At 58.6% G+C, this 14,814-nt stretch carries 10 protein-coding genes; 5 read left to right on the top strand and 5 right to left on the bottom strand.

Translation table 11 applies throughout. The features are described 5' to 3' along the window. The first annotated feature begins 63 nt into the window (after positions 1-63). Entirely contained in the window at positions 64-648 is a 585-nt protein-coding gene (locus ACL2XO_RS12350; protein ID WP_413742835.1) for a DUF308 domain-containing protein, read from the top strand. A gap of 206 nt (positions 649-854) precedes the next feature. Here the strand turns inward: ACL2XO_RS12350 and ACL2XO_RS12345 are convergent, their stop codons facing one another. Continuing rightward, positions 855-2,648 (bottom strand): sigma 54-interacting transcriptional regulator, encoded by a 1,794-nt coding sequence (locus ACL2XO_RS12345; RefSeq protein ID WP_413742834.1) that lies wholly within the window; start codon positions 2,646-2,648, stop codon positions 855-857. 394 nt (positions 2,649-3,042) lie between these two features. Between ACL2XO_RS12345 and ACL2XO_RS12340 the strand changes: the two genes are divergently transcribed. From ACL2XO_RS12340 to ACL2XO_RS12330, 3 genes are all read left to right on the top strand, one after another. Further along, complete coding sequence (locus ACL2XO_RS12340) at positions 3,043-3,786, top strand: indolepyruvate ferredoxin oxidoreductase subunit alpha (RefSeq protein WP_413742833.1); 744 nt, start codon at positions 3,043-3,045, stop codon at positions 3,784-3,786. 49 nt (positions 3,787-3,835) lie between these two features. Then, positions 3,836-4,465 (top strand): hypothetical protein, encoded by a 630-nt coding sequence (locus tag ACL2XO_RS12335; RefSeq protein ID WP_132922147.1) that lies wholly within the window; start codon positions 3,836-3,838, stop codon positions 4,463-4,465. A 94-nt stretch (positions 4,466-4,559) separates the two neighbouring features. Beyond that, positions 4,560-6,014: an anion permease gene (locus tag ACL2XO_RS12330; RefSeq protein ID WP_413742832.1), complete on the top strand. Its 1,455-nt coding sequence runs from the start codon at positions 4,560-4,562 to the stop codon at positions 6,012-6,014. Between the two features lie 125 nt (positions 6,015-6,139). Here ACL2XO_RS12330 and ACL2XO_RS12325 read toward each other — a convergent pair whose 3' ends face one another. Then, entirely contained in the window at positions 6,140-7,108 is a 969-nt protein-coding gene (locus tag ACL2XO_RS12325) for a Gfo/Idh/MocA family protein (RefSeq protein WP_413743056.1), read from the bottom strand. Between the two features lie 283 nt (positions 7,109-7,391). Next, positions 7,392-9,536, bottom strand: a complete 2,145-nt coding sequence (locus ACL2XO_RS12320; protein WP_413743055.1) for a heavy metal translocating P-type ATPase — start codon at positions 9,534-9,536, stop codon at positions 7,392-7,394. A 227-nt stretch (positions 9,537-9,763) separates the two neighbouring features. Here ACL2XO_RS12320 and cadR point away from each other — a divergent pair, with 227 nt between their 5' ends. Further along, positions 9,764-10,195, top strand: coding sequence for a Cd(II)/Pb(II)-responsive transcriptional regulator (gene cadR / locus ACL2XO_RS12315; RefSeq protein ID WP_413742831.1), 432 nt, complete (start codon positions 9,764-9,766; stop codon positions 10,193-10,195). A 208-nt stretch (positions 10,196-10,403) separates the two neighbouring features. On the opposite strand, the gene treY is transcribed toward cadR, so the two are convergent. Next, positions 10,404-12,935 (bottom strand): malto-oligosyltrehalose synthase, encoded by a 2,532-nt coding sequence (gene treY, locus ACL2XO_RS12310; protein ID WP_413742830.1) that lies wholly within the window; start codon positions 12,933-12,935, stop codon positions 10,404-10,406. After that, on the bottom strand, positions 12,932-14,719 hold the full coding sequence (gene treZ / locus ACL2XO_RS12305; RefSeq protein ID WP_413742829.1) for a malto-oligosyltrehalose trehalohydrolase: 1,788 nt from the start codon (positions 14,717-14,719) through the stop codon (positions 12,932-12,934). Before treZ ends, treY begins: the two co-directional genes overlap by 4 nt. Between the last annotated feature and the right edge of the window lie 95 nt (positions 14,720-14,814).

The raw sequence follows: 14,814 nt of genomic DNA, 5'->3' as shown, positions 1-14,814 counted from the left end.
GTTGACAAACTACCTGTCGTTAGGTAGTTTTTAGCGACTGACCAAACCTTTTGGAGAACTGTCATGAAAAGTGCCAACTCTACCCCTGATAGCTCACAGAACCAGTGGCTCCAGATCTACTATTTTTTGCGGGCAGGCGTTTCAGTTGCCTGGATTATACTCGCGGTCCTCATCGGCAAGCACAACCCGGCCATCGGGGCGACCTTGCTGGTCCTGTATCCGGCCTGGGACGCATTCGCCAATTACCTTGATGCCGGTAAAAACGGCGGCCTCGGATCCAACCCGCCGCAAAAATTCAACTTCATCGTCAGCATCGTCGTCGCCATTGCTATCGGCTGGGCGCTGACAGTGAGTATGGAGGCCACGATCAAGGTGTTCGGCATATGGGCTATCTTCTCCGGCTTGCTGCAACTGGCCGCCGCCGTTCGCCGCTGGAAGACGTCAGGGGGCCAGTGGGCAATGATCTTAAGCGGCGCGCAGTCCGCGCTAGCCGGTGCCTTCATGTTTAAGCAGGCTGCCAGCGGCATCCCGCTGGATGTGTCCATCGTTGCGCCCTACGCGGGCTTCGGTGCGCTGTACTTCCTCATTTCGGCTACCTGGCTGACCGTCAAGAACATCCGCCAACGGTCAAACGCGCTCGTCCGCTGAACAGAGCCGCCCACCGGACCGACGCCATGTTCTGGGGGGCTATTTTACCGTGCTTTCATGCCTTCCTGGATTGATACCGCCTGGTTTTTCGAAACCTTCCTGCTTGCGCCGCACCTGCCGGGATATAAGGCATTCGACCCATCTTTCAGCTATCTGCCTAATTTGTATTACGAAACCGGCGGCACGGTCAGCCGGGAGTCTTCGGCCTACATCTCTATTTCCCGCATTTTCCGCCAGAGGGTGGTACGGCTCATGCCCAGGGTGGCGGCGGCCTTGCCTTTTTTGCCCCCGGCCTTGGCGAGCGCCTGCCGGATACTTTCTTCCCTCCCTTGGGAAAAATCAGGATCCGTCCCCAGACACAGGGTCCCTTCCAGCAAATCCCGTATGGTCTCCTTCTCCACCAGGTGCTCGCTCACCGTGGTGGCGACACGGATCATAACGTTCTGCATTTCTCGAATATTGCCACGCCACGGCCATTCGCAGAGTTGGCGCAGGGCTCCCGGCGTGAAGCTTGGCGCGAGGGCCGTTTTAGGGGTATGTAATTTGAGAAAATAGCGGCACAAAAGAGGGATATCTTCCTGTCTTTCCCGCAGCGGCGGTAAGTTCAGCATCAGGACGCTGAGCCGGTAATAGAGATCCGAGCGAAACTTGCCGGCATCAAGCAAATGGGGTATATCCTCATTGCTCGCCGCGATGATGCGCACGTCAAAAGGGGTGATGGCATCACTACCAAGGCGCATAACCTGCTTTTCCTGGAGCACGCGCAACAATTTTGTCTGGATATGCGGTTCTATTTCCGTGATCTCATCCAGGAAAATCGTGCCGCCATCCGCCTGCTCGAACAGCCCCGCCTTACCCTTGCTGCTGGCGCCGGTGAAGGCGCCGGGGACATAGCCGAAAAGCTCGCTTTCCAGCAGTGAACCGGGGAGCGCTGAACAATTCACCGCGACGAAGGATTTCTTGGCCCGCTGGCTAAAGTTATGGATACTTTGGGCGAACAATTCCTTTCCGGTGCCGGTTTCACCGACGATAAATACGGTGCTATCTGTCTGCGCGTAGCGTTTTGCCAGGGCGACGGTCCTTTGCATGGCCGGACTCGAACCCTGGATATCCTCGAACTGCGCACGGGCGATGTGCCCGGTTCCAGTCGTTTTTTTGCCGGGTGAAGCCAGATTATGCTGGTGGCCCTTCTCCTGAAAACTCACCACGACGCCTACCGTTTCTTCATGGCTCTTCACAGGCCTTGCGGTGCCTGCAACCTCGGACGACCCGTCGGGCGAAAGGTACAGTGGAGTCGAGTCATTCCTTATCGCCATTTTAAAATCGAATTTCGGCCACAGCTTTGAGTAAGGTTTACTGAGGGCGTCGCTGATGCCGACCCCCATGATTCGTTCAGCCATCAGGTTGTACGCGACGATTCTTCCCATTCTGTCTATGGCAACGATACCGTTATCAGCGGCATCCACCGCAGCATGGAGGAGGGAACTTTCCGCCCGGTTTATGCGCATCGTCTCATAAATGCGCTGCGCCTCGTTCATGGCGGCGATAATACTTTCTTCGCCGCTTTGCACAACAACGTAGGGCACTTTCAATCGCGCCGCGGCGATGCCGGTTGATGAACTGCCGACAACAACAGAGGCCCCTTCGTTAATGGCTCGCAATATAATGGGCTCCACCTCCTCTTCTTTGAAGATGGGGTACAAACGCAGATGCAGATTCAGAATTCGCGCGGTGGCCGTCAATCCATCAACGAGATGCGGGAGGGCGATGGCGGCGATGGGGCTGCCAACGCTTTGAGCGAGGTTAAGCGCGGAAATATAGTCGAAGGCTGTGCGCTGGATGGTCACATGAATCAGAGCGGGAAATGCAGCCCTGATTGCCTGGGAAGTGGCCCCTCTGCTAATGAGGATCTCCGTTCCCTGCCGTATCTGATTCGCTGCCGCCGCCACGCCTTCTCCCAATACGCCCCGGACCACGAGAATCTCGGGAAATAATTGCATACTTAATTTGTGTCCAAGAGAAAATGAATTCCTGTCGGCTGCTATTAAAGTAATACCGCTCATTAAGGAGACTCCTTATCATTATCATTATCATGCGCACTGCTGCTAACCCTATAAATTCGCGCCATGAAACAGTCTTATGCGTTTGAAACAGTTATACCCCTTAGTGGTTATTTATTATGTTGCATGGAACAAACTTTGATTTATTTTCCCCGGCGTTTTTAGCATGAGACAAATGAATTATTTTCTTGCAGCTCGTTGATTTATAAAGCCGAGGATTATTAGCTTATTCGCCGAAATAATTTCTTTCACATTGTTTGGCACAGGATATGCCTAATGTTTATTTGAACATGGGTCAACCTACCCTCACATGTTAAAGGATATGGTAAATATCATGAGCTTTATTGATCAATCTCTCTGTACGGGTTGTAAAACCTGTCTGCTCTTTTGTCCTGATGATGCGATCGACTACCTCGACGGTAAATGTAAAGTAGATCCCAAACAGTGCACACTTTGCGGCTGCTGTGAAAATAGCTGCCCTTTCGGAGCTATTCATCCCACAACCGATTTGACTGACCTGCAGATTTTTCAGCAGACTTTTGGCGACCCCAGAGGATCCAGCGTCACCGGCGGCAACGCAGGCCGGGGGGGAAGAGAAATAAAAACCCTGGATGTGAAACCCACTCTCAAACCCGACTATTTCAGCATCTGCCTGGATATGGGCAGGCCTGGCGTCGGCTTGTATCTTCGTGACGCAGAAAAAATCATTACGGCGTTAATGGCCGCGGGCATGGAGTTTGCCGAGGGCGATTTTCCTCTTGCAACCATCATTCCCGACCGCACGACCGGGAAATTTCGCCCGGACTGTCTTGATGTGCACATGCACAGTCTTCTCACCGAAGGTGATTTCCATAAGAGCAAGCTCCCCGACATCCTCAAGGCGCTAAAGGAGGTATCAACAGACATTGATACTGTGCTCTGTCCGGGCCTTATTCTCCCTGTGGACGAGAATATCGAAAATGAAGAGGTGCTGAGTTGCTTTGATGACCTGGGAATTCCCCGCCCGGTGCGTTCCAAAATCAACGTCGGGTTAGGTAAACCGTACTCGCCCGATTTATCAAGGCTTCCCCCATTGTGATGCAGTGACTGTATCCAATGGCAATATAATATATTTTAGGAATGATGATATGACTCACACATTATACAGAGCCGGAACGCCCGAGTCGCAAGGTGAAGAAATCTGCTGGCTGGCTTACTCCACCAAGGGCCTGAACGACGACAATTTTCCCGAAACCGCCAGGCACCTCCTTCGGGCGGTGGAAGAAAGCGGTGACGTTGCCAACTGGGGCGACACCAAGATCGGCACCATTCTCACCATGCCCGCCGCGGAGATAAAAGCCAGGCTGCAAAAGAATTCGCGCCTGCGCGGCGTGTTTTCCAACCCAAGGGCGGCGGTAAAATTTCTTCGGATTTTAAAGAAGAAAGAGCTGAACCAGTCCATCCTTCTTTCCGGAGTGATCACCGAGCTTGTCCGCATTTGTAAAGAGGCCGGGGTGACGCCCTGCTATGCCAACATGTCTCTGGGCGTGTTTGGCAATACCTCCAGGCTGACCGACCCCAAAACCCTGTCCATCACCACCATGTGCGGTCATCAACGCATACCGGCCAAGTATGTGCGGGCGCTTGAACATGATGTGGACCAGGGAAGGATGACGGCGGAAGAAGCAGCGAACAAGATGGGCGGCATTTGCATGTGCGGCGTGTTCAATCCTGACAGGGCGGCAGGTATTCTCGCCGGCAATAATCAGGGTTGTTGATGCAAGGATAAAAACGACAGGTTCTCAATAACTATTATTTACGCCATTCGTCGAAAGTCGCGAAGACTTCCGACGGCGTTTATTAGGAGATATCATGCAAGCGATTATTCCTATCGTCGGAAAGACGGAAAAAAACTTTCTCGGCGCCAATTGGCAACGCATCCTTTGGGTAGTCATTTTCCTCGCCATATATTACTCCCCAGCGCCGGAAGGTCTGGCCCCCAAAGCCTGGCAGCTATTTGCAATCTTTCTCTCAACCATCCTCGGATTCATCATCAAGCCGTACCCCATGGTCGTCGTTGCGTTTACAGGCATTGTCATGTGCGGTCTGACAGGCACCCTCAAAGCGGAACAGGCCTTGATCTCCTTTGGCGATCCCACCATCTGGCTTATTGTTACGGCATTCTTTATTTCACGGGCCTTCAGTAAAACCGGCCTGGGGCAGCGTATTGCCTACCTGTTCATGAGCAAGGTGGGAAAAACCACCCTTGGACTCGCCTATGCAACATCATTGACCAACCTCGTCATCGCCCCGGTGGTGCCTTCCAACACCGCCCGCCTTGGGGGTATCCTGTTTCCATTGCAGCAATCCATCTCCCTGGCGTATGACAGCGATCCGGCCAAGGGTACGGAAAGGCGCCTCGGGTCGTTCATCATGGCGAACGCTTTCCAGGGAAACCTGGTGGTATCCGCGATGTTCCTGACGGCGGCCGCATTCAATCCCATCGTCGCTAATGTTGCCGTGAACCACGGCATCCATCTTGACTGGGGCACCTGGTTCATGGCGGCAATCGTGCCCGGCCTCGTCTGTCTGGGGGTTTTGCCCCTGGTGCTCATGCTTGTCTGGCCGCCTGAAATTAAAAAAAGTCCTGAAGCCGTTACCATAGCAAAGCAAAAACTCGCCGAGCTGGGGGCGGTCAAACGGGACGAATACATCATGCTTGGCGTATTCATCGGTCTGATTTTTCTGTGGACCCTTGGCGCCAAGCTGTTCCATATCGATGCCACGATAGCCGCCATGACCGGTCTCGTCGTCATGCTTCTTACCCGGGTGTTAACCTGGGGAGACCTTGCCGCCGAGAAAGGCGCATGGAACACACTGGTATGGTTTTCCGCCCTGGTAATGATGGCCAAATACCTGAACTCCATGGGATTCATTCCCTGGATGACGCAGCACCTGTCCGCGTCTCTGGGCGGCATGGGATGGCAGGCAGCGTTCGTTTTGGTGATATTGAGCTATATGTATGCGCACTATTTCTTTGCCAGTTCCACCGCGCACACGGCGGCTATGGTTCCGGCATTTCTGCCCCTTCTGCTCGCACTGGGTACGCCGCCTATGCTGGCGGCCATCAGCCTGGGGTTTGCCGGCAACTTCATGAGCGGTCTCACCCATTATGGCAACGGCTCAGCCCCCATTTTCTTTGATTCCGGCTATATTCCGCTCAAACCATTCTGGCTGCTCGGGCTATTGTTCAGTGTGATATTCACCGGCATTTTCGCCCTGGTCGGCCCGGTATGGTGGGATGTTATCGGCCTGGTGCAGTTCTAGGGAATGCTCAATGGAATGAGCCGTTCCAAGGAGACAGGGATGTCTCCTTCGCGCTTGTTGACAAAGTACCCGGTCGGGACAGGCATGTCTCCTCCCGTGGTTTAACGAAGGGGTCCGGCGGACAATCAGTCTGATTTCCGGCGAAACGAATCCAGGATACTATCGGCGACGGCGCTGGTTTGCGCCGCGGCTTGCGTATCGCCCGGGCAAACGCTTATGCCATTCAGATCGTCGACAATACTCTGGATAAACGGTTGCTGCACATGGGTGGGATTGGCGACAAGGGTTTCCTTCACCCCTGCCAAGGTGACCAGGCGTAGCGGTGAATCGGCAAAAAATTCGAATTCGATGCGGCCTTGCGTGCCGGTGATCTCCACGCGATCGGCATTATCGTGGCCCACATAACACCAGCTACCCACGCCAGTGACGCCATTGGCATGGCGCCAGGTCGCGGTGACGGTGTCTTCAACAGCGTAAACACCGCCACGGTTGCCGGCCTGGCCATGTACTTCGCTGACCGGGCCGAACCAGAACGCGAGCATATCGAGCACATGCACGCCCATATCCAAAAATTTTCCGCCCCCGGCCACATCGGCCCGCAAACGCCAGGGCAACGTCTCCGGCGACAGTTCTTCGGGCGCCGGTTTCTGACGCTGCAGAATGCTCACTGTACACACAGTGCCGATGGCGCCCTGGTCGATCCAGTCTTTCACCTGCAGGAAACGCGGCATGGCGCGGCGGTAGAACGCCACATAGAGCCGAACACCGGCAGCTTGGCAGGCCGCCATCATTTCCTTGCATTCGTCGTAGTTCATCGCCATCGGCTTTTCCACGTACACGTGTTTGCCGGCGGCGGCGGCGCGCAGGGTCAGCGCCTTATGTTCGGCCGGCGGCGTGGCAATATACACCGCATCAATCTCGGGATCCGCCAGCAGAGCAGCCGCATCCGGATAGACTCTGGACACACCATGGCGCAATGCATATGACTCGGCCTTGGCTAGCGTTCTGTTCGTCACGCCCAGCAGGACGGAATGCGCAGCCTTGTAAAGCCCGGGCCCGCTTTTCACCTCGGTAACATCACCGCAGCCGATCATGCCCCAGCGAATCGTTTGCATGCATTGCCTCTAATACTGTTGTCTTAAACAAGCCAAGGTCGGCAGGAAGTTCATGAGGATGATTGCCGCGACAACACCATAAACACCCCGTCGCGATGAAAGACGGATTGTAGCAAAGACGAACGGCGAGTCCAACTTTCTGCCGAGTGAAGATTAATTGCATTCAATCCATGGATGGAGTCAGAGAACCCGCCACCGGGGCGAATCTGATCGCCGACGCCGGTAGGCAAACCCTAAAAAACCTATCGGACCGGCACCCGGCTTACCCGCGGGTAAGCCTGAGTCCGTTCGCCACCACCAGCAGGCTGGCCCCCATATCGGCAAAGACAGCCATCCACATGGTGGCCATGCCAAGCATGGCCAATGCCAGAAAGACAGCCTTGATGCCCAAGGCCAGCGCGATATTTTGCACCAGCACCGTCCGGGTCGCACGAGACAGCCGAACGAAGCGCACGATTTTATTCAGGTCGTCATCCATCAGCGCCACGTCGGCGGTTTCAATGGCGGTATCGGTCCCCGCCGCGCCCATGGCAAAACCGATGTCGGCCCTCGCCAGGGCCGGCGCATCGTTAATGCCGTCGCCCACCATGCCCACCTTGCCGCGCCGCCCATACTCCGCCACCGCCCGCAGCTTGTCTTCCGGCAGTTGATCGCCCAGGACGTCATCAATGCCGACCTGACCGGCGATAGCTCGTGCGGTGTGGATATTGTCGCCGGTGAGCATCAGGGTTTTGATGCCCAGCTCATGCAACGCCCGGATGGCGGCGCGGCTGCTGTCCTTAACGGTGTCCGCCACCGCGAACAACGCCAGCACCCGTTTGCCGTCGCTGAGCAACACCACGGTTTTGCCCTGCGCCTCCAGTTCACCGAGCCGCGCCTCCAGATCGGCGTAACAGACCCCGAGTTCATGAATGAGCCGATGATTACCGAACTGGTAACTCACCCCGTCCACCGTGCCGCGCACTCCACGGCCAGGCAGGGCGCCGAACGCCGTGACTTCCGGCAGCGCGCCGTCTATTGGCCGCCCCGCCGCTACCGCGCGGGAGACCGGGTGATCCGATCGGGCGGCGATGGCGATGGCGATACGCACCGGGTCTAATCCTGCATCCCGCGTCAATACCACCGTATCGGTTAACGCCGGTTTGCCGTGGGTAATGGTGCCGGTTTTGTCCAGCGCCAGCCAGGCAAGCTTGTGGCCTTGCTCCAGATAGGCGCCGCCCTTGATGAGAATGCCGTTTCGGGCGGCGGCGCCCAGGCCGCTGACAATCGTCACCGGCGTCGAAATCACCAGGGCGCACGGGCAGGCGATAACCAGCATGACCAGCGCCCGGTATGCCCATTCGTACCAGCCGCCGCCGGACAACAGCGGCGCCAGTACGGCGACGGCCAGGGCGATGACAAACACCGCCGGCGTATAAATCCTGGCGAAACGGTCTATAAACCGCGCGGTGGGAGCGCGCGCGCCCTGCGCTTCCTCTACCGCGTGGATGATGCGCGCCAGCGTTGAATGCGCGGCGGCGGCCGTGACCCGGAATTCAAAGGCGCCCGCCCCGTTAATGGTGCCGGCGAATACCATATCGCCGGCGGTTTTGTCCACCGGCAGGCTCTCGCCGGTAATGGGCGCCTGGTCCACGCTGGATTGGCCGTCCGTTATAATGCCGTCGAGGGCAATGCGTTCGCCGGGTTTTACCCGCACGATCCGCCCCGGTTCGATATCGCCGGCAAAGACGTCGGCCCAGCCGCCGTCCGGCTGCCGCACCGTCGCCAGTTCGGGGGTAAGCTGTACCAGTCCGCGTATGGCGTTGCGCGCGCGGTCGAGGGATTTCGCCTCGATAAGTTCCGCCAGGGCGAACAGCACCATCACCATGGCCGCTTCGGGCCATTGGCCGATAAGCAGCGCCCCGGTGACGGCAATGCTCATCAAGGCATTGATATTGAGATTACCGTGGCGCAGCGCGATCCAGCCTTTTTTATAGGTGCCCAAGCCCCCGATGGCAATGGCCGCCAGCGCCAGCGCAGCGCCGATCCACACCGGCCATCCCGCCCAATGGACCCCTTCCGCGCACAGCGCCGCGACGCCCGCCAGCGCCAGCGGCCACCACGGCTTGGCCGCTGGCTCAGGGGCATTGCCGGCCGCGCCGGCCGCCGCGTCCGCCACCGGCCGGCTATCCATGCCCAGTTCCCGAATGGCGGCTTCAACGGCGGGTAGCGCATCGTCTTCGTGCATGACGGTCAGCACCCGCTGCATCAGATTAAACTCCATGTCCCGCACAGCGGACATCCCGCCCAGCTTCTTGCGGATCATCCCTTCTTCGGTGGGACAATCCATCTGGTCAATATACAGCCTGCTTAACCGGACGCCGGTGGGAAGACCGGTTGCGCCCAAAGCGACACGGCCCGGCGCCATGGGATGCGTTGCCTCCGCCCCACAGCATGGCCGCGGGTGAAGTTTATTTCCCTCGGCCGGACTTTCAATAGCGTTCCCCCGCCCCGGGACGCGGGCATGGCAGCAGTCGGGCGGCGTGGTGATAGGGGTTATGCGCTGAAAGGCCATGTTTTGCTCCGGTTAATATTCTCTATGGCGTATTGCACACCCTGAAGCTACTATAGAGTCAAGACCTAAAGGAGGCCGGCATGAAAATCGGTGAAGTGGCGCAACTGGCGCACTGCACGGTGGAAACCGTGCGTTTTTATGAAAAAGAGGGGCTGCTGCCCGTCCCTGTGCGCACTGCCGCCAACTATCGCAGCTATACGCCGGCCCATGTGGAGCGCCTGCGGTTTATCCGCAACTGCCGTGTGCTGAATATGACCCACGGGGAAATCCGCTCGCTGCTGAGCCTGCTGGATCGGCCCGACACCGGATGCGGCGCGGTCAACCATCTGCTTGAGGAGCATATTGACCATGTGGAGGAGCGCATCAGGGAGCTGACCCAGCTTAAAGAGCAGCTCACCGACCTGCGCAGGCGCTGCCGGCGGGAACAGCGGGTGGACGCCTGCGGCATTGTGCAGGGCATCGTATCGATGGACAGCGGGTCTGTGCAGGAAAGGCACACGCATCTGGGTTAGCGGCGCTGTTATTGGTTACAGTCTGCGATCCCAGGGCCAATCCGCTAAGCTAAGCGGGAATAGGTGTCTGGATCTCTAGGGGGCTGAGACACGCCGTAAGCCAGGAGCCGTCGATGCTATTCATCCAGGCCGGTGTTATTTCAAACACCGCATAGCGGTCAACAGCCATCGAATGGCGGCCCCGATGGCCATAATGACATAAAAATCATCAACTCATCAAAATGACGGGCAAACAGCCATCCACTGATGCCAGGTCGATGCGGTCGGTCAAGACTATCTCTTCTCCGCTGAGAATGTTGCGGTAGCGGCGGTGGGCCAGCCGATGGGGCAGGATGATTTCCGTTTGCGGCCAACACTTCATCTGCGGCCGGGCAAGGCTGTCCCGCAACGCGCCGAAAACCAGACAAGGGGTGATGACAATCAGCGCATCGTCATTTTCCGCCCGTGCGAAAGCCAGGACGTTTTCCCCACGCCTGCCCGCGGCGGCGAGCGGCAGATAGTCGCCCTGGCGAAACAGCGTCGGCATCTGCCTGCGTAAACGCAGAAGCCTGGCGATGACATGCTGTTTGAGCCGGCCGCTCAGCCAGCCCTCTTCGGTGGTGGAAACCGGCTTGTCATCCTCGGGCAACAGCCGTTCGAGCGCGGCGAAATCCGGCTCACGCCGGTTGTCGGGATCGGCGAGGCTGAAATCCAGCGCCTCGCTGCCCTGGTAGATATCCGGCACGCCCGGCGCCGTCAGCTTGACGACAGTCTGGGTGAGGCTATTGACCAGGCCGGCGCGGATAAAGGGTTGCAGCGCGCCGAAAAAATCCAGGAGAAAGTCATGGTTTGTCGGCGAAAGCAGGCGGCGGGCATAGTCGAGTACGGCCTTTTCATAGGTGTCGTTGCTGTCGGCCCAGTTAGTGCGCAGCTTTGCTTCCCGCAGCGCTTTTTCCACATAGGCGGAAAATCTTCCTTCCAGCGCCTGCAAGCCCGCCTCGTCATGGGGGTGGAGCGTAGTCGGCCAGACGCCGGCCAGCGCCTGATAGAGCATCCATTCGACGGCCGGCTCCGGCGCCGGGCCATCGTTGAGCGCCGTGACGTTGGAGCGGTTCATGCGGCGCCAGCGGGCGACGCATGCCGCCCAGAGCTCAGGCGCCTCGGTGAGCGTGTAGAGCCGTGCGCGGGCATCCTCGCCGCGTTTGGTATCATGGGTTGAGGTGCCGGAAAGCGCATCGGGATGCCGTTCGAGCCGCATCTTCATCTGGGCGTGGAAGCGGTCCAGGGGAAAGACGCGCGGCACCGGTTCGGCGCCCACTTCGTTGAGGGCCAGCGCCATGTGCTGGCGGAAGAACAGCGTGTCCTCCACCGATTTGGCCATCAGCGGACCCGTCAGCTGCTGGAATCGGGTACGGAAAACGGCGGCCTCGCCAGAGGCGTCTTCCGAAATTTCGCCGGCGAGAATGCGGATAAGGAAATCAAGCGCCGCGGGTTCGGGAGCATTCACGCCGGTCCTCACCTTGGCGGCCACCTTTTGCAGCAGGCCATAGTCCGCCGGCGGCAACCCTTGCGCCGTGCCGTAGGTGCGGTAGACCGGGAAAGCAACCAGCAGCTCGCGCAGGGCCGACCTGGCGGCTTTCTCGTCAAGCCGCACGGCTTCCCCCCCGGCGATCGCCATGGCAAGCATCAACAGGGTGGTGAATTCACCCTCGAAATTTTTATCCACCATCAAAAGCTTGGCCGCCCGCAGTTCAGATTCCATATTGACCGGCTTGCCCACCACATCGTGATAGGCCTTGCGCAGGGCGCCGATTTTATCGCCGTCTACCAGTACATCCGCCAGCGATGCCATGAATTCGTAACCGGTTGTACCGGAAATCGGCCAGTCCGCCGGAATATCCTCCCCCTCGGCAAGTATCTTTTCCACCGTGATATAGCAGTCCGGTCCGGCCTCCCGGCGAAGGCGATGGAGATAGGCTTTCGGGTCGGCGAGCCCGTCCACATGATCCACCCGCAGCCCGTCCACCGCCCCGGAATGAACCAGTTCGAGGATAAGCCGGTGGGTATCGTCGAAAACGGCCTGGTCCTCGACCCGGACCCCCACCAGACCGGTTATCTCGAAAAAGCGACGGTAGGAGAGATCCCGCGGCGCCTCCAGCCAAGACATCAGTCGATAGGGCTGTCTGTCGTGCAGTTCGGCGATTTTCGCCTTATCGGTGAGATTCAGGACTTCCGCCTCGCGGTCCGCCCAGGTTTCCGGGGCAAGGGGGTAGAAGCTGTCGTAATAGGCGAAAGCCGGCTTGCCGGTCTTCGGGTCGGGCCGCACGGCAATCTCGCCGTTTTCCAGCACGGCGTCGAAGGTATCCCCGAGGAAGGGTAAGGTCAGGCGGCGCGACCAGTGAATGTCGAAATGCCGGGCGTAGCGGCTGTTTTCGCCATGCTCGATAACGTCGCGCCACCACGGATTTTCCAGTGAAGCGGCCATGTGATTCGGCACAATGTCAATGATCAGACCTAGACCCGCGCCTTTTAATGCCGCCACCATGCGGTGGAAACCTGCCCGGCCGCCGATGGCGGGCTCTATCTCATTGGCGTCGGTCACGTCGTAGCCGTGGGTCGATTCGGCGGTGGCGGTGAACACCGGCGAAGCATAAAGATGGCTGATGCCGAGCCGCTTCAGGTAAGGCACAAGGGCCGCGGCGCGGTCGAAGGTCATGCCGTTGCGAAACTGAATACGGTAAGTGGCGGTGGGGATTTTCACGATGCGGCTCCCGGGGCGAGACGGACAATGATGGCATGCTGCGGCAGCTCCTTTGCCGCGTTCGGCCAGACGAAAATCGTCTCGCCAGGCAGGTGGGGAAGCGGCTGGGGCGTTTCGCTGATATTGAGCGCCATCGATAAAATGCCTTTCGGGAAAGTCCAGGTGACGGCAAGAAAGCCTTGTGCGGTCTTCACCACCCTGCCGGCATTGCCGCCGGCCGTGGCGAGCAACGGCACGACATACTGCCGGCGCAGCGCCAACAGCTCTCGGGTGAGCGCCAGCCAGTCCTTCCCATCCCTGCCGTCCGTTTTTTTCCAGTCAAGCTTCGACATCTCGAAGGTCTTCCCGGCGTTGGGATCGGGCACGCTTTCGCCCTCATGGCCGGCATGGCCCTCGAATTCCTTTGCCCGGCCCTCGCGCACGGCCTTGGCGAGGGAGCCATGGAAATCGGTGAAGAACAAAAAAGGATTACTCTCGCCATATTCCTCGCCCATGAAGAGCAGCGGAATATGCGGCGATAAGAGCAGCGCGGCCAGCAGGACCTTGGTACGGTCGACGCCGGCCAGTTCCATCAGCCGCTCGCCCCGGGCGCGGTTGCCGACCTGGTCGTGGTTCTGGATAAAATCCACAAAGGCCGCCGGCGGCTGGCCGGCGCTTTTCACGCCGCGTTTTTTGCCGGTCTGCGGCGAGATCTCGCCCTGATAGGCGAAGCCTTCCGCCAAGACGCGGGCCACGAGCTTCTCGGGTGCATTGGCGAAATCCCGGTAATAAGCATGCGCTTCGCCGGTGGCGAAAACATGGACGGCATTGTGGAAGTCATCGTTCCATTCGCCGGTGAAGAGCGGCACGGAACCGTCTTCGCTGCGCGGATGGAGGAAAATGACGTTGCGGCTGTCCTCGGTGGTCAGATGGATCGGCCGGTGGGTGATCTCGGCCCGGATACGCTCGGCTATCTCTATCAGCACGTGCTTGGGGGAAGTATCCTCAATCTGATCAATCGCGTCGAAGCGCAGGCCGTCAAGATTGAACTCCACCAGCCAGTAGAGCGGCGCTTCCACGATATAACGGCGGGCCGCATCGACGTCATAGGCGATGCCGGCGCCCCAGGGCGTCATCCGCTCTTTGTGGAAGAAATCGGGCGCCAGAAGCGGCAGGTAATTGCCCTCCGGGCCGAAATGGTTGAGCACGATATCCAGCACTACGGAGAGGCCGTGGCCATGGGCGGCATCGATAAAGGCCTTGAAATCCTCCGGCGCGCCATAGGCGGAATGCGGCGCGTAAAGCAGCACGCCGTCATAGCCCCAGCCACGGTTGCCGCCGAACTGCGAAACGGGCAGCACCTCGATCATGGTGATACCGAGTTCGGCGAGATAAGGCAGTTTTTCCATCGCGGCCCGGAACGTGCCTTCCGGGGTGAAGGTGCCGATGTGCATTTCGTAGACAACCGTTTCTTCCCAAGGGCGGCCGTGCCATTCGCCGTTCCGCCAGCCGTAGCGCCCGGGGTCGATGATAAGGGACGGGCCATTGACATCCGCCTTCTGCGCGCGGGAGGCGGGGTCCGGCACCGCCGTACCGTCGGCGAGAACAAAATGATATTCCGCGCCGGGGGACACGCCGGTTGCCAGCCGTTCGAACCAGCCGTCGCCGAGGGAACTCATCTGTGCGTCTTCGCCGGCAAGCCTGAGCGTCACCCTGTCCTGGCCGGGCGCCCAGAGGCGAAAGCGGACGGCGCCGTCGGCGACATATTCGGCGCCCCAACTTTTGAAAAATGATTTGGACTCCATTCATTGGCCTCATTAAATTCAGAACGGGGATGTTTGAACGGTATCCGATTGTCCCGACACCAAGCGGCATAAGAAGAATAATAGACCAAGATGCG

Source organism: Sodalis sp. RH15, assembly GCF_047324255.1.
Lineage (GTDB): Bacteria > Pseudomonadota > Gammaproteobacteria > Enterobacterales > Enterobacteriaceae > Acerihabitans > Acerihabitans ligni.
This window is presented reverse-complemented; position numbering and strand designations above follow the sequence as displayed.